General features: G+C 67.7%; 20 protein-coding genes and 1 tRNA gene. 16 read left to right on the forward strand and 5 right to left on the reverse strand.

Going from position 1 to position 17982, the window contains the following annotated elements; genetic code table 11:
• Positions 1–10 precede the first annotated feature (10 nt).
• Positions 11–586, reverse strand: a complete 576-nt coding sequence (locus tag WBL06_RS06280) for a 5-formyltetrahydrofolate cyclo-ligase (RefSeq protein ID WP_424455122.1) — start codon at positions 584–586, stop codon at positions 11–13.
• A gap of 35 nt (positions 587–621) precedes the next feature.
• On the opposite strand from WBL06_RS06280, the gene galU reads away from it, so the two are divergent.
• Entirely contained in the window at positions 622–1536 is a 915-nt protein-coding gene (gene galU, locus WBL06_RS06285; RefSeq protein ID WP_424455123.1) for a UTP--glucose-1-phosphate uridylyltransferase GalU, read from the forward strand.
• Positions 1533–2174: a GNAT family N-acetyltransferase gene (locus WBL06_RS06290; RefSeq protein WP_424455124.1), complete on the forward strand. Its 642-nt coding sequence runs from the start codon at positions 1533–1535 to the stop codon at positions 2172–2174. Before galU ends, WBL06_RS06290 begins: the two co-directional genes overlap by 4 nt.
• A gap of 24 nt (positions 2175–2198) precedes the next feature.
• Here WBL06_RS06290 and WBL06_RS06295 read toward each other — a convergent pair whose 3' ends face one another.
• Positions 2199–2882: a hypothetical protein gene (locus WBL06_RS06295; RefSeq protein ID WP_424455125.1), complete on the reverse strand. Its 684-nt coding sequence runs from the start codon at positions 2880–2882 to the stop codon at positions 2199–2201.
• A 124-nt stretch (positions 2883–3006) separates the two neighbouring features.
• Between WBL06_RS06295 and WBL06_RS06300 the strand changes: the two genes are divergently transcribed.
• The 3 genes from WBL06_RS06300 (at position 3007) to WBL06_RS06310 (ending at position 5359) form a co-directional block, all read left to right on the forward strand.
• Positions 3007–3882: a hypothetical protein gene (locus tag WBL06_RS06300; RefSeq protein ID WP_424455126.1), complete on the forward strand. Its 876-nt coding sequence runs from the start codon at positions 3007–3009 to the stop codon at positions 3880–3882.
• A 37-nt stretch (positions 3883–3919) separates the two neighbouring features.
• Positions 3920–3995: transfer RNA gene (locus WBL06_RS06305), tRNA-Ala, on the forward strand.
• 377 nt (positions 3996–4372) lie between these two features.
• Positions 4373–5359 carry a LacI family DNA-binding transcriptional regulator gene (locus WBL06_RS06310; RefSeq protein WP_424455127.1) on the forward strand — a complete coding sequence of 329 codons (987 nt, stop codon included), beginning with the start codon at positions 4373–4375 and terminating at the stop codon, positions 5357–5359.
• Here the strand turns inward: WBL06_RS06310 and WBL06_RS06315 are convergent.
• The 3 genes from WBL06_RS06315 to WBL06_RS06325 are packed head-to-tail and all read right to left on the reverse strand — an operon-like array spanning position 5349 to position 8482.
• Positions 5349–6230: a carbohydrate ABC transporter permease gene (locus WBL06_RS06315; RefSeq protein WP_424455128.1), complete on the reverse strand. Its 882-nt coding sequence runs from the start codon at positions 6228–6230 to the stop codon at positions 5349–5351. The two genes, WBL06_RS06310 and WBL06_RS06315, sit on opposite strands and share 11 nt — an antisense overlap.
• Positions 6223–7176 carry a carbohydrate ABC transporter permease gene (locus tag WBL06_RS06320; protein WP_424455129.1) on the reverse strand — a complete coding sequence of 318 codons (954 nt, stop codon included), beginning with the start codon at positions 7174–7176 and terminating at the stop codon, positions 6223–6225. The genes WBL06_RS06315 and WBL06_RS06320 overlap by 8 nt, the downstream gene beginning before the upstream one ends.
• Entirely contained in the window at positions 7169–8482 is a 1314-nt protein-coding gene (locus WBL06_RS06325; protein ID WP_424455130.1) for an ABC transporter substrate-binding protein, read from the reverse strand. The genes WBL06_RS06320 and WBL06_RS06325 overlap by 8 nt, the downstream gene beginning before the upstream one ends.
• Positions 8483–8869: 387 nt before the next feature.
• Between WBL06_RS06325 and WBL06_RS06330 the strand changes: the two genes are divergently transcribed.
• The 11 genes from WBL06_RS06330 (at position 8870) to WBL06_RS06380 (ending at position 17946) form a co-directional block, all read left to right on the forward strand.
• On the forward strand, positions 8870–9181 hold the full coding sequence (locus WBL06_RS06330; RefSeq protein WP_424455132.1) for an antibiotic biosynthesis monooxygenase family protein: 312 nt from the start codon (positions 8870–8872) through the stop codon (positions 9179–9181).
• Entirely contained in the window at positions 9178–9819 is a 642-nt protein-coding gene (locus WBL06_RS06335) for an NADPH-dependent F420 reductase (RefSeq protein WP_424455133.1), read from the forward strand. The genes WBL06_RS06330 and WBL06_RS06335 overlap by 4 nt, the downstream gene beginning before the upstream one ends.
• Positions 9816–10247, forward strand: coding sequence for a cupin domain-containing protein (locus WBL06_RS06340; RefSeq protein WP_424455134.1), 432 nt, complete (start codon positions 9816–9818; stop codon positions 10245–10247). Before WBL06_RS06335 ends, WBL06_RS06340 begins: the two co-directional genes overlap by 4 nt.
• Positions 10244–11023: an amidohydrolase family protein gene (locus WBL06_RS06345; RefSeq protein WP_424455135.1), complete on the forward strand. Its 780-nt coding sequence runs from the start codon at positions 10244–10246 to the stop codon at positions 11021–11023. Before WBL06_RS06340 ends, WBL06_RS06345 begins: the two co-directional genes overlap by 4 nt.
• Before the next feature lie 29 nt (positions 11024–11052).
• Positions 11053–12177 carry a Gfo/Idh/MocA family protein gene (locus WBL06_RS06350; RefSeq protein WP_424455136.1) on the forward strand — a complete coding sequence of 375 codons (1125 nt, stop codon included), beginning with the start codon at positions 11053–11055 and terminating at the stop codon, positions 12175–12177.
• A 3-nt stretch (positions 12178–12180) separates the two neighbouring features.
• Entirely contained in the window at positions 12181–12975 is a 795-nt protein-coding gene (gene tpiA / locus WBL06_RS06355; protein WP_424455137.1) for a triose-phosphate isomerase, read from the forward strand.
• A 6-nt stretch (positions 12976–12981) separates the two neighbouring features.
• Positions 12982–13818 carry a phosphoenolpyruvate hydrolase family protein gene (locus WBL06_RS06360; protein ID WP_424455138.1) on the forward strand — a complete coding sequence of 279 codons (837 nt, stop codon included), beginning with the start codon at positions 12982–12984 and terminating at the stop codon, positions 13816–13818.
• Positions 13815–15065 (forward strand): Tm-1-like ATP-binding domain-containing protein, encoded by a 1251-nt coding sequence (locus WBL06_RS06365; RefSeq protein WP_424455139.1) that lies wholly within the window; start codon positions 13815–13817, stop codon positions 15063–15065. The genes WBL06_RS06360 and WBL06_RS06365 overlap by 4 nt, the downstream gene beginning before the upstream one ends.
• Entirely contained in the window at positions 15058–15528 is a 471-nt protein-coding gene (locus WBL06_RS06370) for an RpiB/LacA/LacB family sugar-phosphate isomerase (protein ID WP_424455140.1), read from the forward strand. The genes WBL06_RS06365 and WBL06_RS06370 overlap by 8 nt, the downstream gene beginning before the upstream one ends.
• Positions 15525–16490 (forward strand): DMT family transporter, encoded by a 966-nt coding sequence (locus tag WBL06_RS06375; protein ID WP_424455141.1) that lies wholly within the window; start codon positions 15525–15527, stop codon positions 16488–16490. The genes WBL06_RS06370 and WBL06_RS06375 overlap by 4 nt, the downstream gene beginning before the upstream one ends.
• 145 nt (positions 16491–16635) lie before the next feature.
• Complete coding sequence (locus WBL06_RS06380) at positions 16636–17946, forward strand: ABC transporter substrate-binding protein (RefSeq protein ID WP_424455142.1); 1311 nt, start codon at positions 16636–16638, stop codon at positions 17944–17946.
• The last annotated feature ends 36 nt before the right edge of the window (positions 17947–17982 follow it).

Raw genomic sequence — 17982 nt, forward strand, 5'->3', positions numbered from 1 at the left:
GGTCCCCAGTTCAGAACGTGACGATGCCACTCGGAGTCACGACGCCGTTCACCGGCATGTCGTGGCGCTCCCGCGGCACCGCTTCGACGAGCTCGTCGTCGAAGATCACAGCATAGACGGGCGGGCTGCCCTCCATCGATCCGAGCGTCTTGTCGAAGTAGCCGCGGCCCCAGCCCATCCGCATCCCGGTGCGGTCGACGGCCGCGGCGGGCACCAGGATCAGGTCGACGTCGTTGATCGCGATCGGCCCGAGCAGTTCGGAGGTCGGCGTGGGCAGCCCCATGATGTCGGCATCCTCTTCTTCGCCGTCATAGGGCGCCCAGTCGAGCAGGCCATCGTCGCGTGACACCGGCAGCAGCACGCGCAGTCCCTGCTCGGCGGCCCAGCGCAGGAACGGCCGGGTGTTCGGCTCCTCGGGCAAGGAGAGGTAGGCGGAGAGCGACCGCGCCCCCGAGTCGGTCGTCACCTTCTGCAGGTTGGCGGTGAGCGCGGTCGAGTCCTGCGTCGTGCGCGTGGAGGTGCGGATGCGGCGGCGCTCACGCAGCTCCGCGCGCAGGGCACGCTTCTCGCTCTCCACGTCGGGCACAGGTTCGAGCTTACGGGGCCGGATACGCTGGGAGCATGCCTGCTCCCATCACGAAAGCCGTCATCCCCGCGGCGGGTCTGGGAACACGGTTCCTCCCCGCGACGAAGGCGATGCCGAAGGAGATGCTGCCGGTCGTCGACATGCCGGCCATCCAGTACGTGGTCGAGGAGGCCGTGGCGGCCGGGCTGCACGACGTGCTGATGATCACGGGGCGCAACAAGAGCGCCCTCGAGAACCACTTCGACAAGGTCGGCGAGCTGGAGCAGATCCTCACCGGCAAGGGCGACCTCGAGAAGCTGGAGAAGGTGCGGCACTCCACCGACCTCGCCGATGTGCACTACGTGCGGCAAGGCGACCCCAAGGGGCTCGGTCACGCGGTGCTGCGGGCGCGCATGCACGTCGGCGACGAGCCGTTCGCGGTGCTGCTCGGTGACGACATCATCGACTCCCGCGACGTGCTGCTGAGCCGGATGCTCGAGGTGCAGGCAACGCGCAACACCACCGTGGTCGCCCTCCTCGAGGTCGATCCGTCGCAGACCCACCTGTACGGCATCGCGACCGTCGAGCCGACCGACGACGACGATGTCGTTCGCATCACCGGGCTCGTCGAGAAGCCCGAACCGGGCAGCTCCCCGTCGAACCTGGCCATCATCGGGCGCTACGTGCTGCGCCCGGAGATCTTCGACATCCTCGAAACCACGGAGCCGGGCAAGGGCGGAGAGATTCAGCTCACGGATGCGCTGCAGGCGCTCGCGACCGGCCCGGAGTGGGCCGGGGGAGTGCACGGCGTGGTGTTCCGCGGTCGTCGCTACGACACGGGGGACCGGCTCGACTACCTCAAAGCGATCGTGCAGCTTGCCAGCGACCACGATGACCTCGGCGACGACTTCCGGGAGTGGCTCAAGCCGTTCGCCGCGGGGCTGCCGGGCAATGCCCCGGCGGAGTCGTGAGCATCCCGACCCTGCGCGACGGATCGGTCACGATCCGCCCCATCCGCGTTCGCGACGCCCGCGCGCTCGAACGTGAGCTGCTGGCCAATCGCTCCTGGCTGCGCCAGTGGGAGGCCACCAACCCGGGTGGCCCGATCGGTTTCGACGCGAAGGGCAGCATCCGGTCGCTTCTCGCGCACGCGCGTACCGGCAGCGGGGTGCCGTTCGTGATCGAATACGCGGGCGAGTTCGCGGGCCAACTCAACGTCTCGGGCATGTCGTACGGCTCGCTGTCGTCGGCATCCATCGGGTATTGGGTCGCCGAACGCTTCGCCGGCAACAGCGTCACGCCGACCGCCGTCGCCCTCGCCACCGACCACGTGTTCTTCGGCCTCGGGCTGCACCGCATGGAGATCTGCATCCGCCCCGAGAACGCCGCGTCACTACGCGTCGTCGAGAAGCTCGGTTTCCGTTACGAGGGCCTGCGGCGTCGCTTCATCCACATCAATGGCGACTGGCGCGACCACTTCTGCTTCGCCCTCACGGTGGAGGAGATCCCACAGGGCGTGCTGCGTCGCTGGAAGGACGGCCGGGTTCCCGCCGGTGCCGGCGTCGTGCCCGAAGCCGACCGCCGCGCCGCGGCGACTCCGCAGCGCTAGCCCAAGCCGAGAGGGTGCCCGACCCTACAACCAGGTGAACGGCACCAAAGCCGTCAGCACCGAGGTGACGAGGAAGATCGCCCCGCCGGTCGCGATGAGCACCCACTGCAGCACCGGCCGCTTCAGCACGGCGGCGATACCGAGCAGGAACAGCGTCACGGCCATCAGCGTCGTGTAGAGGCTCAGCAGGTCGCCGCGGTAGCCGAGCTCGTCGCCCTCCGCGCGGAGTGCGATCGCGTTGGCGTCTTCCTCGGCGTATCCGCCGAACAGCGCGTCCTGGTAGGCCTCGTCGTACTGCGGGTCATGCCAGAAGTCGGGGTCGGACTCGTCGAGGGCGGCGGCGCTCTGGATCGCGGCATGCAGAACATCCGAGACGCCGATGAAGTAGAGGTCGTCGTACTGCTGCGCGGCGGTGGCGCTCCCCGCATCCGCCGCGATCGCGTAGGCGGAGAGCTGCTGGATGGTCTGCGAGTCGACGACGTACTGCTGGTTGCCTTCGAGGTAGAGCGACTCGGCGAGGGTGCCCGCCGCCTCGCTCTGCGAAATCTTGTCGTCGCTCTGGCCGCCGTAGATGCCCGACTGGAACGACGTGTACGCGGTCGCAGTCGCGACGACGCCGAGCATGATGACGGTGATCAGGTCGACGTGGCGCTTCCACCACGGGCCGGTGGGTGCCGGGGCGGTCGCGTCGGGGGCGGTTTCGGACATGGAGGCCTCGATGGTCGGTGCGGACGGGTCGGCTCAGGCTAGCGCCTGCGAGGATGCCGTGAGCGGCGTTGTCGGCTCGGCGCGGCACCCCAGAGCTGGGGTGCGCGAACCGTAATCTCTGGTCATGGACGGCACGGGTGCGGGGACGGCGATCATGCTCGCCATCGCGGCGCTGCTGTGGTTCCTCTACCTCGTGCCGACCTGGCTGCGGCGTCGCGAGTATCTGGCGACCGAGCGCACCGCGACCCGGCTGCAACAGACCATCCGGGTGATGGCCGAAACCGCCGAGATGCCCGACACGGTGCGCGTCGCCGCGACCGCCCGGGAGGCGGCCCGGCAGGAACGCATCCTGCGTGCGCAGCAACGCCGAGCGGATGCCATGGCAGCCCGGCAGGTCGCGGCGGTTCGCCGTGAGACCCCGTCATCGGCACCGCGGGTGTCGCTCGATCCCGACATCCTGCGTCGTCGTCGGATGCGCCGTACCCGCCTGGGCGCGTCGCTGCTCATGGCCGCGACGACGATCGTCGCTCTGCTTCAGGTCTGGCTCATCGCCACCACCGGCGTGACCCCGGGCGCCGTCGGCGTGCTGGCGCTCGCGGCAACGGGCGGCGCGATCGCGATCGCGGTGCAGCGCCGCCTCGATGCGCGAGCGATGCCGCGCGTGGCGGCATCCTCTCATTCGCGCACCGCCGTGCAGCTCGCCGAGGCCCCCCCCGAAGTGCGACGCCAGCCGTGGACCCCCGTCGAGATGCCGCGCCCGATGTACCTGTCGCGCCCGGCGCCCGAGTCGGTCGCACCACGCGCCGATCTGCAGGAGGCGCTGAGAGCCGCGGCGGCGGAGGCGGAAGCCACGCTCCGCGCCGCGCAGGCTTCCCCCGAGGTCGTACGGCTGCGTTCGTCGCGACCCTCGAAGTACGCCGGCATGGGCGTGCTCGGCCCCGACGCCGTCGAGACGACCGACCTCGACGAGGTGCTGCGGCGGAGGCGGTCGGCGGGCTGAGCACACTCCGAAGGGCTGGTAGAGTCGTTGCTTGTACGGGCCCTTGGCGCAGTTGGTAGCGCGCCTCGTTCGCATCGAGGAGGTCAGGGGTTCAAATCCCCTAGGGTCCACCACCGGGCGGTGAGTCGGCGAAGCTGGGCTCACCGCTCTTCCCATGCTCACACGTGATGCTCACACGTGTGAGCAGCCGCCCATGCTCGGACCCGACGACCCGGGTAGTCACTAGTGTCACGTCAAGGGTCATCGTCCATGACGGTGCCATCTGTGAAGATGGCGGAACGCAGGGACAGCTCCTGGAAGGGTCGCAGGCGACTTCAAGGCCATCACCTTGCAGAAGAACAGAAGCTTCGTCGAGGCGCAGTATCCGGAAGAGAGCGGGCCCAGGTCTTCAGAAACGCTCTAAACTCAAGCAAAAAGGATTTCGCCGAAAGGGCGTCAGGTGCCTCGAAAGGGACGTCCGAACATCACTGACATCGCCGCGCGCGCTGGTGTGTCTCCGACCACGGTGTCGCATGTGCTCAACCGGGTGGCGGGAGCTCGCGTGGCCGACGCGACTCGGGAACGGGTCGAGATCGCGGCGCGCGAGATGGGCTATCAGCCCAACGGACTCGCTCGCGCCCTCCGGACCCAACGGTCGAACACCCTCGCCCTCCTCAGCGACGAGATCGCGACGACTCCATACGCCGGCCGACTCATCCTCGGAGCCCAAGAGGCGGCGTCGCGCCACGGATGGCTCCTGATCATCATGACGACAGGGAACGTGAAGTCCGTCGAGGAGCGGGAGATCTCGGCGATCTGGCAGCATCAGGTCGACGGCGTGTTGTACGCCGCGGCACATCATCGCGTGCTCGATGTGCCCGCTTCGCTCGAGGGAAAGCCCCTCATCGTGGTGAACGCCGAGTCGACGCAGGCCACCCATCGGTCCGTCTACCCCGACGAGTTCCAAGGCGCGTACGCCGCGACGGAGGAGTTGATCCGCGCCGGTCACACGTCGATCGCCTTCATCAACACGATGACTCCCATGCCCGCGCGTGATGGACGACTCGAGGGGTACCGCGCCGCGCTCAAGGACGCGGGGATCCGGTTCAACAAGTCGCTGGTGGTCGCCGGTCGCAGCTCGTTCGCCGTGGATGGCTACGAGGCGGCATCCGCCTTGTTCCGTTCGCGGCGCCCGACGGCCGTGTTCTGCTTCAACGACCGCATGGCGATGGGCACCTATCGCGCGGCACGGGAGGCCGGCCTCGCGATCCCGGACGACCTCTCCGTCGTCGGCTTCGACAATCAAGAGATCGTCGCCGAGGCACTATCGCCCGCGTTGACGACCCTGGCGCTGCCCTACTACGAGATGGGCGCCGTGGCCGTGGACATCCTGGTCGCTGAACTCAAGGGCGAGCCCCTGCGTACGGAGACGCACGTGGCTCTCGCCAGCACCGTGGTGCGACGCGATTCGATTCGCCGCCTCGGTGTCAGCCCTTGACGGCCGACTGCGTGAGGCTGGCGATGATCCATCGTTGTGCGAGCAAGAAGACGACCAGAGCCGGGATCACCGCGAGGGTCGTTGCCGCCATGACGACGTTCATCTGACCCGTGCTGAACGGTCCCTGCATCAGCACGAGGGCGAGCGGCAGGGTCGCGGTGTCCTGACTGTTGAGGAAGATGGACGGCGCGAAGTACGCGTTCCACAGGTACGGATTGTTGAGGAATGCGATGACTCCGAGTGCGCTCAGCCCGTTCTTCACCAGCGGAAGTGCAACCAGACGGTAGGTCGTCCAGGGCCCTGCCCCGTCGATGCGCGCCGCCTCCAGGATCTCCTTCGGCACCGTGAGGAAGAACTGGCGCATCAGGAAGACACCGAACGCCCAGGTGAGGGCGGGCAGGATCAGGCTCCACGGGGTGTTGATGACGCCCAGGTTCCGCATGATGAGGAACAGCGGGATGATCGTGACCTGGACCGGGACCATCATCGACGCGAGTAGGCCCAGGAAGATCGCGTTCTGACCGCGGAACTTCAGCCGCGCGAACGCGTAACCGGCCATCGGTGCCGTGATCAGGATGCCCAGCGTGCCGAGGATGGCGATGAACGCGCTGTTGAACATGTTCCGAAGTAGCGGTAGAGGACCATTCACGGCTTTCGAGAAGTTGTCCCATTGGAATTCGAGCGGGATCCAGTTCGGGGGCACGTCGAAGAGGTGCTCGGGCGACTTCAACGCGGTGACGATCATCCACAGGAATGGTGCGATCATCCCGAACCCGCCAATGAACAGGATGGCGACGGCGATGACGCGGCCGACCGGAACCCGACGCCGTCGGGGACCCGGTCGCAAGGGGAGGGTGGCGGCGCTACTCATAGTGGACCCAAGCTCTCCGGATTCGGAATTGCAGAACGGTGACGAGAAGGATGATCGCGAAGAGCGTCATCGAGATCGCGGATGCGTATCCCAGGTCGAAGTCGGCAAAGGCCTTCTCGGCGATGTACATCACGATGCTGCGCGTGGCGTCGCCCGGCCCGCCCTTGGTGAGGACGATTATCGACTCGTAGATCTGGAACGCACCGATGACGGTGATCGTGACGTTGAAGAAAATGGCCTGACTGATCATCGGGACGGTGATCCGACGGAACTGCGTGAATGGCCCCGCGCCGTCGATCTGCGCAGCCTCCTCGAGTTCCCGGGGGACCTCCTGGAGCGCCGCGACGTAGATCAACATCGCAAAGCCGACGTTGCGCCAGACATCGACAATGATGACGCTCAACCGCGACTGGCTCGAGCTGTTCAGCCAGTTGACCGGGTCGGCGCCTATGACTTCGAGGTAGTAGTTGATGATCCCGGTATCACGCTGGAAGAGCGCCTGCCAGATGAGCGAGATATAGGCGAGAGCGACCAGGGACGGGAAGAAATACACGGAACGAAAGACGTAGGTCAGGGCGCGCGGCATTCTCACGTTGATGAGGACTGCGAAGAGAAGACCGAGTCCGTTGATGAGGACGACGGCAGCGACCACGTAGATGATCGTGTTGAAGTAGACCAGGCGCAGCCGCTCGTCGCTGAGCAAGCGCGCGTAGTTGTCCAGGCCGACGAAGGTCGGGGCCGAGATGACGTCATAGCGCGTGAAGCTGAACCAGAGCGCTGCGAGCAGGGGTCCGAGCACGAAGACGAGAAAGCCGAGAACGGACGGGAGTACGAAGAGGTATCCGGCGATGGCATCACGTCGGCCGAGGCCCTTCCGGGCGGGACGCGTGCGTCCCGCCCGGAAGGTGTGCGACGACGTCTGGTCGCGGGTGATGAAGTCAGCCATTGCCGACAGTTGCCTCGACTTCTGCCTGCGCCTTGGCGAGCTCTTCGGCGGGGTCGCCGCCCGCCATGATGGCTTGAAGCGCTCGCTGGAACGCCGGCTCCAGCGTGGTGAAGAAGGTCGGAGCCGCGACCGGCTTCGCATACTGGATGGCGTCGTAGAGCACCGACGCGTCCGGGTGGCGGTTGACGAACACGTCGGAGGTCGCCGCAGTGAGGGTCGTCGGGTTCGAGCTGCCCAGCTCGGCCCACCCCGCCTGGGTCTCCTGGCTGGCCAGTTCCTTCGTGAGCTCCCAGGCCAGATCCTGGTTCTCCGAACCCTTGTACACAGAGAACCCGGCGGCGCCGAAGACTGTCTTCTTCTCCTGACTCTGGGGCATCGGCAGGATGCCGAACTCAAAGTCGGGCAGATCCTGAACAAGGATGGCCGACAGATTCGCGGGGGCAGCCGTCATCGCGATCTTTCCGGCCTGGAACAACTGGTTGGCTTCCGTGCCAGCAGGGTCCGGCGCAATCCCGTCCTTCAGGACCAGATCCTGGAGGAACTGAACCGCCTCGATGGTCTCGGGCGAGTCAAGGGCCGGAGCGCTCAGGTCATCCGTCGCGATCGAGCCGCCGTTCGAATAGAGCCAGGGGAAGTAGGCGAACGTGTAGGTCTGCAGGCCGAATCCGTACGTCTTGCTGCTTCCCGACCCGCTGGTCAGCTTCTCGGCGATCGCGTGGAATTCATCCCACGTCCAGTCGTCACTGGGTCGCTCGATGCCGGCCGCGTCGAACATCGCCTTGTTGTAGTAGACGACCATCGCGTTCCAGTTGTTCGGCACCAGATAAGTCTCGCCGTCCTTGGTAAAGCCCGCGATGAGGTTCGGGTCGATGTCCTCGATCAGGTCTCTCACTGAGTCGTCCTGCTCGATGTAGTTGGTCAGGGGCAGGAACAGATCCTTGCTCAGCCCGAACTCGACGCCCTCCGTGGCGATGTTGATGATGTCGGGTGCGTCGCCGGAAGCGATCGACGTCAGAATCTTGTTGATGTAGTCGCTCCAGTTGACGACCTGTGTCACGTTGTTGGTGACGGTGACGTTCGGGTACCTCTCGTTGAAACGATCGATCGCGGCCTGGTAGAGGACCTCGTCACCGGGGTTTCCCCAGTTCGAAACGGTAAGGGTCGCTGTGACGTCGGACTCGGGGGCGACGTAGTCGCCGGTCGTGCCCGTGTTGCCCGTTCCGCCGCTGGTACCGCAGCCGGCAAGGCCGACGACGAGTCCAGCTGCAACCACGGTCGTGGCAAGCCGATGCCTCGTGAACTTCATTTGGTGCTCCTTTGCATCCTACGGCGCGACGCCGCGCTGTCGAGGTCGTCGCGCCGGTGTGAGGGGTTCGCGGCCCACGGGTGCGGGCCGCTTCGGAGCGGTCCTGGTGTGACCCTACGGGCCACCGAGACCTCTCGCGTTGCAAAATCGCTTTGGCAGCCAATCCGGACGTGCCCAATCCATTTTGCAACTTGGGAGCCGAGTAAAGCAGCCCTCTCGTGGCCTGTCAATACGGCATATCTCTAGCGACTTGACCGCGGCGCCCGCGAGCGGCTACAGTCGGCCCAATCCATTTGGCAGTGCGCACTGTACTGGCCAGACTCGTCCCCATCGCTGTAACAGCTCGGCGATGTTCACAACCGCGGAGCCGCGGAAAGGAGCCGACGCGTGAGCGTTCTAGAGATTGCAGCGATCGAGATCGACCCCGAGCGCAGCGCGGAGTTCGAGGAGGTGTTCGAGAACGCCGTGACTTTCGTGCGCGCGGCGGACGGCCACCTCGGCTCGCGACTGATGTCCGACGTCGAACGTCCGGGTCACTACGTGTTCCTCGTGACGTGGCGCGAGATCGCCGACCACACGGAACGCTTCGTGGCGTCACCGGCCTTCCGGTCGTTCGACGAGCTCATCGGGCCGTTCCTCGTCGCGGCACCCCAGGTCTCCCACGTCTCCTCGGCCTTCGGCGGCGAGGTCCAGCTGTGAGCGTCATCGCGATCCTCGGCACGGGACTGATGTCCAAGGCGCTCGGCGCGGGGTGGACGCGGACCGGCCACTCGGTGCGAATCGGGACGCGCGATGTCGCGAACGCGAGCGCGGACAAGCTGGGCTTCGCTCCGCACTTCGCAGGGACGCCCGCCGAGGCGGTCGACGGCGCCGACTTCGTCGTCCTCGCGATCCCGTTCCCGGAGGTCGTCCCCACGGTTACGGCTCTCCGCGACGCGCTGCGCGGGAAGATCGTCATCGACATCTCGAACCCCTTCGACCACCTCCCGCACAACGAGCGCGCGGCGGTCGAGTTCACCGCGGACGCCCTGGGCGGCAGCGAGGGCCTCGTCGCCGCGTTCAAGGACAACTTCGCGGCCACCATCAACGCCGACGGCGCCGAGCGACCCGACGTCAAGATCGCGGGCGACGACGAAGCGGCCAAGGCGGCCGTCGCCGAGCTCGCGAGCGACCTCGGTCTCCGCTGGCTCGACTGCGGCCCCCTGCACAACGCCCGCTTCATCGACGGGATGGTCTCGCTGATGCTCATTCTCGACCGCACGTACTGCGACTTCACGATGAAGACCGGGTGGCGTTTCACCGGGCTCCCGGCCGACGCGCCGGAGCGTGCCCGGTGACCGGCGTCGTCAACGCGAACGACGTGGAGACCACGGTCCTGTCCTGGGGCGTCGCGAAGTGGCTCGTGAGCCAGAAGACCCACGGCTCGACCCTGTCGTGCGGCGAGGTCGTCGTGCTCCCGGGCAAGTCGCACGAGTGGCACGACCACCCGGAGAGCGATGAGATCGTGTACGTCCTGTCCGGCCACGGCTCGTTCGGGGTCGGTGAGAACCTGCGGATGCCGATCGGCCCCGGCGACGCCGTCTACGTCCCGACGGGAGTCGGGCACGACTCGCACAACACCGGGTGGGAGCCGCTGCGCCTGCTCGTGATGTACAGCCCCGCGGGTCCGGAGTCGGGTACGCCCGAGACCGCGCACCTCATCGCGGCTCCCGGCGCTCCCGTCCTTATGCACACGGACGTCGTCGACACCGAGAGCGCGCCATGACGCGCCGGGTGATCGACGTCCACGCCCACGTGGGCAAGACGGTCGCGAACAACATCGGGCAGACGGTCGACGAGCTGATCGGACGCATGGATGCCGCGGCGGTCAGCGAGGCGCTGCTCTCGCCGGCGGCGGCCGATCGTCAGGTCGAGGGCATCGTCGACACGCGGCGCATGAACGACGTCGTCGCAGCAGCGGTGCGGGATCACCCCGATCGCTTCCCCACGGGCTTCGGGCTCGTCGAGCCGCGGCACGAGGAGCACGCCGTCAGGGAGCTGATCCGCATCCTCGACGAACTCGGCCTCGCGGGCATCGCCGTCCATCCGACGCTCGAGGGCTACTACCTCGACACCCCGCTCCGGGTCGACCCGCTCTGGGAGATCCTCGACGACCGCCGGGCGATCTGCCTGATGCACAGCTCGCCGGACCCCGGGTCGGGTGAGTCCGCCGCCGCCGTGCGAACGGTCGTCAGCCGGTTCCCGAACGTCACGACCTTCCTCGGGCACGCCTTCCTGAGCGCCCAGCAGAAGGCCGAGGCGATCGAGATCGTGCGCGATTTCCCGCACGTCTACTTCGACATCGCCTATCAGTCGGACCCCGCGCTGACCGAGGAGCTCGTCGCCGCCGTGGGCTCCGATCGCGTCGTGTTCGGCAGTGACACCCCGTTCTACGACCTCGGCGACGTGCATCGATCCGTGCTCGCCGCCGACATCCCCGAGACCGCCAAGGACGACGTGCTGTTCGCCAACGTCCAACGCGTCCTGGACGCTCATCGCTGAGCTCCGACCACCGCTAAAGGAAGAGAAGAATGTCCGCTCAGTCTCCCGTCCGTCTCGGCGTCATCGGCGCCGGCTACATCGCGGGCGTGCACGGCACCGCCGCGGCTGCGATCCCGCGTGACGTCGAGTTCGTCGCCGTCGCCGACGCCAACGCCGCGGCGGCCGCCGCGCTCGCCGAACGCTTCGGGTGGGCGCACGCCTACGGCGACGTCGCCGAGATGCTCCGCACCGAGGACCTCGACGCCGTCGTCATCGCCACCTGGCCGAGCACCCACCTCGAGCTCATCCGGCAGTGCGTCGACGCGGGAGTCCGTCACATCCTCTGCGAGAAGCCGTTCGTGCTCACCGGTGCCCAGGCGTTCGAGGTCTGGGAGCTCGCCGCGAGCTCCGGCGCGACGATCACCGAGGCGTTCATGTACCGCCACCACCCGGCGATCACGCGGATCGACGGGCTGCTCGACGCGCGCGCCCTCGGCGCGATCGATCACGTCCGCGCCAGCTTCACGTACGTCAACCTGGCCTCGGAGCTGGGGATCGACCCGAAGGACCCCAACCGCCCGTGGCGGTTCCGCGCCGACCAGGGCGGCGGCGCCCTCTACGACATCGGTGCGTACGCGATCAACGCGTGCACCCATGTGGCCGCGTCCGTCCCCACCCGCGTCGCCGCGTTCGGCCGACCGGCCAACGAGTTCGGCACGAGCGACAAGATCATGGGACTCATCGACTACGCCAACGGCGTCGTCGGGATGATCGAGGCCAGCGAGATCTCCGACTCCACCCAGGAGCTGCAGATCTCCGCCGAGCTGGGAACCCTCTATCTCCCCTTCAGCTGGACCATCTACGACGAGACAGAGATCACGATCCGGCGCTCGGTGCCCACGAGTCATCGCGACAACGAGCGGATCTTCCGGACCATCGACGACCGGCTGGCCGTTCCGCGGTCGAACGCGTTCCAGGACCAGTTGCTGAACGTCGCCGAGGTGGTCAGGGGTGCGTCCGCGCCGCGGGTCTCGCTCGCCGAGACAGTGGTGAACACGTTCACGATGGAAGCCCTCGCCGCCAGCCTCCTCGCTCGTGAGGAGGTCGACGTCGCCGTCCCGTCTGCTGTTGCAGAGGCCTTCCTGGGTGCCTCGCAGGCGCGAGCGACGGTCTAACCGATGCACGCGGGCGGTCGCTCGGCCCCGTGGCTGGGGACGTCGTGGAAGATGAACAAGACCATCGGAGAAGCGGAGGCGTACGCCCGCAGCCTGGCGGCGTACGCCTCCACCCGGTCGTCGACATCGCAGCTGTTCGTCGTCCCGCCGTTCACCGCGATCGCCCGCGTTGCGCAGATCCTGACCGGCACCGGCATCCTGGTCGGTGCGCAGGATGTGCATCCCGAACCGGACGGGCCGCACACCGGCGACATTTCGGCCGGGATGCTGCTCGACGCCGGAGCGACGCTCGTCGAGATCGGCCACCAGGAGCGCCGACGGGATCACCACGAGGACGATGTGCTCGTGCGGGCGAAGGTGCGCCGCACCCTCGACTCCGGGCTACGGCCTCTGCTCTGCGTCGGCGAGCTCGGCTACGAGCGCAGCCTCGGGGCGGCGACCTCGACGGTCGAGCGTCAGATCCGGGTCGCGCTTCACGGCCTCGCGGATGACGAGTGGGACCGCGTCGTGGTGGCCTACGAACCCGCATGGTCGATCGGCACCGACGGAACGCCGGCGACCCCTGCCCAGGTGGCCGAGGTTCACGACGTGATCCGGCACACCGCGCACGTCATCGGCGGCGCCGGTGTGCGCGTGCCGGTGCTCTACGGCGGTGGTGTCCGACCCGAGAACACCGCCGAACTTGTGGCGCTGGCAGACGTCGACGGGCTTTTCGTCGGCCGCGCCGCGCTCGACGTCGAGGTCTTCATCCACCTCGATCAGATCATCGACACGGCCCTCGTGGCCGTCAAGGAGTAAGAGCTGATGTCAGGAATGTCTCGCCAGCAGGTACGTGACCGGTTCGCGGCCCGCGTGGCGGCGCGCGAACCGCTGGTGATCGGCGGCGCGGGCGTCGGCCTGATCGCGAAGGCGGCCGACCGCGCCGGTATCGACGCGCTCATGGCGTACAACACCGGTCCGTTCCGGATGGACGGCCACGGTTCCCTCTCGGGCTACCTCGCCTACGGCGATTCGAACGGCATGACGATCGACCTCGCTCGCCACGTGCTGCCCGTCGTGCGGGATACCCCCGTGATCGCCGGCATCGGTGCCGCCGACCCGTATCGTGACCCGATCCGGCTCATCGGGCAGCTGATCGATCTCGGTTTCTCGGGCATCACCAACGTCCCCACCGCCGGCATCTACGACGGCACCTTCCGGGCCCACATCGACGCCACCGACCTGGGGTACCCGCGTGAGCTCGAGCTGATCGCCGAATGCGACCGACAGGATGTGTTCTCGATCGCGTACGCGTTCACCCCCGACGAGGCGGCCGCCATGGCCGGCGCGGGCGCGGACGTCATCGGTGCCCACGTCGGACTGACTGTCGGCGGCATGATCGGCGCGCAGAACGCGCTCGCGCTCGACGACGCGTGCGAGCGGGTGGCGGAGATGACGGCTGCCGCGCGCGCCGTACGTCCCGACATCTGGGTCGTCGCACACGGCGGGCCCTTCGATGAGCCCGAGAACGTCCAGGCCGTGTACGACCGCGTCGACGTCGACGGCTTCCTCGGAGCGTCGAGCATAGAGCGGCTGCCGGTCGAGCGGGCGATCGAGCAGACCGTCCGTTCGTTCCGTGACCTCCGGCTGCGCACGAGATGACCAGCACGGCCGTTCTGATCGGCACGCTCGACACCAAGGGGCGTGAATACGAGTTCGTGCGTGCGGAGTTGGAAAGCGCCGGCGTCGATGTTCTCCTGGTCGATGTCGGCGTTCTCGGTGACCCCGTGATTCCGGTGGACGTGAGCGCGCGCGAGGTCGCGGATGCGGCCGGCGTGCCGCTGGACGACCTGCGCTTCGCGCGCGAGGGCAGCGACACCCGCGGCCACGCGCTCGACGTGATGAGCCGAGGCGCCGTCGCGATCGTATCGGAGCTCCGCGCAACCGGTCGGTGTGACGGCGTGCTCGGTCTCGGCGGCTCCGGCGGCAGCTCGCTGCTGAGCGCGGTGCTGCGCTCGCTGCCCCTCGGGGTTCCCAAGCTGCTGGTCTCGACCATGGGCTCCGGCGACGTGAGCTCGTACGTGCAGTCGAGTGACATGTGCATCATGCACGCCGTGACCGACATCGCCGGCCTCAATCGCATCTCCCGGCCGATCCTCCGCAACGCGGCGGGTGCGCTCGCCGGCATGATCGCGGCGGCCTCCGCGGAATCGGACGTCGAGGACGCACCCGCGGTCGGCGTGACGATGCTCGGCGTCACGACCCCGGCGGGCCTCCGCATCGTCGAACGCCTCGAGGCAGCGGGCTTCGACCCCATCGTCTTCCACACGGTCGGCTCCGGCGGCCGGGCGCTCGAGAGCCTCATCGCGTCGGGCGTCCTCAGCGGCGTCATCGATCTCACCATCAAGGAGGTCACCGACGACCTGCTCGGCGGCGTTTTCGTGGCGGGCCCCGATCGGCTGCGCACCGCTGGCCGGCTCGGCATCCCGCAGGTGGTGGTGCCCGGCGCCGTCGAGGTGATCAACTTCGGTGGCTTCGACACGGTGCCCGAGCACCTGCGCGACGGATCCCGTCCGCTCGTGCGGCACAACGCCGAGGTGACGGCCGTCCGAGCGACGCAGGAGGAGCTCATCCGGGTCGCCGACGAGGTGGCGGGACGCCTCAACCAGGCCGTCGGGAGCGTCGACGTCCTGATCCCGCGAGGCGGCTTCGACAGTTACGACGCGCCGGGGGGACCGTTCTCCGATCCCGCGTCCGACGCCGCCTTCGCCGACCACCTGGTGGGCGCGCTTCGCGCCGACATCGCGGTGACGACATCCGAATCCCACATCAACGATGCGGCGTTCGCCGATGCGGTCGCCGACCGTTTCATCGCAGTGCACGAACACAGGGGGGCCGCAGATGACTGAACAATGGCGCGTTGTCGTGGGAGCCGACGAGGCGGGTCGGAAGTACAAAGACCAGATCGCCGACGATCTGCGCAGTGATCCGCGTGTGTCGTCCGTCGTCGACCTGGGTGTCTTCGATGCGGAGGTGCGCCCGTATCCGCAGGTCGGGATAGAGGCCGCCCAGCTGGTCGCGTCCGGTGACGCCGACCGCGCCATCCTGATCTGCGGCACCGGGATCGGAATGGCGATCAGCGCGAACAAGGTCCCGGGCATTCGCGCCACCGTCGTGGCCGACTCGTACAGCTGCGAGCGATCCGTGCTGTCGAACGACTGCCAGGTGCTGACGATGGGGGAACGGGTGGTCGGCCTGGAGCTGGCGCGTCGCCTGGCGCGGGAGTGGCTCGGCTATCGGTTCGACCCCGCGTCGCCGTCGAACGACAAGGTCGCCGAGATCACCGACTTCGAGCGCCGACGCCCTTCGTGACGGGGGGCCTCGCACGCGGAGCGCGTTGGGCCCTGATTTCTCCGCTCGACATCGGAGCGTGGATTCTCGCGCTCTCGATCGGAGCCGGGGCGTCCGTTCAGGCCTTCTTGATGGCGGAGGGTTCGCAACGATTGGGCGCCGACCGCGCCGCCTTCGTCATGTTCGGCATCGGGTTGCTCATCGCGGCGGCGTGGTCGATCATCTCGCGTCGAGCCCGCGGGGGAGCGGTGCGCATCGTCGCCGACCTCCGCGCCAGACGCCTGCCGTGGTGGGCGGTGATGAGCGGCCTCGGAGGAGCGCTGTTCGTCCTCAGCCAGGGGCTCGCGGTCGAGCCTCTCGGGGTGGCGGTGTTCGGGATGACGTTTCTGGCAGGGCAGGTCGTCGGCGCGATCCTGCTCGATGCGCTCGGGGCGACCGGGATGCGGAGGCGCCCGACGGCGGCGCGGCTGGCCGGCGCTGGTCTCGCGATCGCCGGTTCAGCGATCGGGGCCGCCGGGCAGGGAGTGAGCGCCCCGCCGCCGTGGATCGTCGCGCTGGTCCTGCTCGTCGGGGCGATCGCTGCCGGGGTGGGTGCCGCCTCCGGGCGCACCCTCCGGTCGGCGCGGCACCTTGCACCGACCGCGACCGTGAACGTCGGCGTGGGCTTTCTCGCCGTCGGCGTCATCGTGGTGGCCACCGGCGCGGAGATGCCTCCGTTCGTCGCGCTTCTCGATCCCGGGCTGATCGGGAGCGCGCTGTTCGCGGTCCTGTCCATCGCGGTAGTCAGCGTCCTCGTCGCCCGACGAGGTGTGTTGGAGTTGGCGATCTTCATCGCTCTCGGGCAGCTCACGGCGGGGGTCGTTCTCGACGTGGTCGATGGCAACGCGCCGTCGTTGCCGACGTATGTGGGCGTGGCTCTGACGCTCGCCGCTGTCGTCTGGATCGGCGTCGGGTCCCGTTCGATGGCGCCCCCGCCCGGATAGCCGGTTTTGGCTCTTTTGGCAGTGGACAACCGGTCGGACTTCGCCCAGAATCGTGCCAAGACGTTTTGCCAAAACGTTTAGATCATCATCTGGTGATCCCCAACCACAGTGCGTAGCGATGCTGCTACCGAAGAACGGAGTCGAAGTGTCGAAGCTTCGCAAGATGCGCGGTACCCGTGCCGCGCTATTCGGAACGGCCGTGATATCGATCACGGCGCTTGCCCTGAGCGGTTGCGGTGCCGGCGGACAGTCGGACGGTGCAACCGATGAACTGACGGTGCTGGTGGAGGGCGGCGGTCTCGCCGAGCTCCAGCCAATCGCCGACCTCTACGAGGAGGAGACGGGCACCAGCATCAAGCTCGTCGAACTCCCCTACGACGGCCTGTTCGACCGTGTTCAGACCGAGCTCGGGTCGGGGTCCGTGTCGTTCGACATCGCCGCGCTCGACGCGATCTGGCTGAGCGCATTCGCCGACGGGGTGGAGCCGCTCGACGACCTGTTCACCGACGAGGTCAAATCCGACCTGTTCCCCGGACTCGTTTCCGAGTCGCAGGTCGACGGCACCCACATCGGCATGCCCATCTTTACCAACTCGGAGATCCTCTTCTACCGCACCGACCTGTTCGGCGATGCACAGAACCAGGCCGACTTTGAGGCGGAGTACGGCTACCCGCTCGCGCCGCCAACGACGTGGGGGGAGTACACCGATGTCGCGAAGTTCTTTACTCGGGACACTGACGGCGATGGCGAAATCGACCTCTATGGCACCGATGTGAAGGGCGGGGTGGAGACCGAATGGCTCGCGACCGTCTCGCAGGCAGGGGCCGAGCAGATGGTGCTCGACCCCGCGAGCGGGGAGGTCACGATCGACAGCGCCGAGCACCTCGAGGCGCTCGACTTCTACACCAGCCTCCTGCCGTACGCGCCCTCCGGCGCCGCCCAGCTGGACTGGCCGGGAGCTCAGAACCTCTTCTACCAGGGCCAGCTCGCGATGATGCGGTTCTGGGGACACGCCTACACCCAGACGCCGGATGATGCAGTCGTGAAGGGCAACATCGGCGCCGCGCCGATGATCGCCGGCCCCGGTGGCATCGCCGGTGTGCCCGGTGCCTGGTACCTCTCGGTCCCGACAGCGGGCACGCACAAGGACGCCGCCAAGGACTTCATCGCCTTCGCCTACGAGCACAACGAGCTGTCGATCGACACCTCGCTGGGCCTCGTCGCGCGCATCTCGGCGTTCGAGTCGCAGGCCGGCATCGAGGGCAAAGAGAACTACGCGGCAATTCTGGAGACGCTGAACTCGCCGGCAACCAAGGCGCGTCCGGCGACAGCGAAGTGGAACGAGATCGTCAACACCGTGCTGACCCCGTTGCTGCAGAAGGCGGTGGAGCCGGGTGCGGATAACGCCGCCCTGCTCAAGGAGGCAAAGGCGCAGGTCGAGGCCATCATCGGCTAGCTTGCCCGCATGCCCAGGCGGTGGCCGGCTCCGGCC

This window comes from Pseudolysinimonas sp., assembly GCF_049651805.1.
Lineage (GTDB): Bacteria > Actinomycetota > Actinomycetes > Actinomycetales > Microbacteriaceae > Pseudolysinimonas_A.

Coding starts and splice junctions, on each gene's coding strand:
- WBL06_RS06365 (WP_424455139.1), top strand. CDS start 13,815: ATGACCAGCACGGCCGTTCTGATCGGCACGCTCGACACCAAGGGGCGT.
- WBL06_RS06370 (WP_424455140.1), top strand. CDS start 15,058: ATGACTGAACAATGGCGCGTTGTCGTGGGAGCCGACGAGGCGGGTCGG.
- WBL06_RS06360 (WP_424455138.1), top strand. CDS start 12,982: ATGTCAGGAATGTCTCGCCAGCAGGTACGTGACCGGTTCGCGGCCCGC.
- WBL06_RS06320 (WP_424455129.1), bottom strand. CDS start 7,176: ATGGCTGACTTCATCACCCGCGACCAGACGTCGTCGCACACCTTCCGG.
- WBL06_RS06315 (WP_424455128.1), bottom strand. CDS start 6,230: ATGAGTAGCGCCGCCACCCTCCCCTTGCGACCGGGTCCCCGACGGCGT.
- WBL06_RS06345 (WP_424455135.1), top strand. CDS start 10,244: ATGACGCGCCGGGTGATCGACGTCCACGCCCACGTGGGCAAGACGGTC.
- tpiA (WP_424455137.1), top strand. CDS start 12,181: ATGCACGCGGGCGGTCGCTCGGCCCCGTGGCTGGGGACGTCGTGGAAG.
- WBL06_RS06350 (WP_424455136.1), top strand. CDS start 11,053: ATGTCCGCTCAGTCTCCCGTCCGTCTCGGCGTCATCGGCGCCGGCTAC.
- galU (WP_424455123.1), top strand. CDS start 622: ATGCCTGCTCCCATCACGAAAGCCGTCATCCCCGCGGCGGGTCTGGGA.
- WBL06_RS06295 (WP_424455125.1), bottom strand. CDS start 2,882: ATGTCCGAAACCGCCCCCGACGCGACCGCCCCGGCACCCACCGGCCCG.
- WBL06_RS06325 (WP_424455130.1), bottom strand. CDS start 8,482: ATGAAGTTCACGAGGCATCGGCTTGCCACGACCGTGGTTGCAGCTGGA.
- WBL06_RS06300 (WP_424455126.1), top strand. CDS start 3,007: ATGGACGGCACGGGTGCGGGGACGGCGATCATGCTCGCCATCGCGGCG.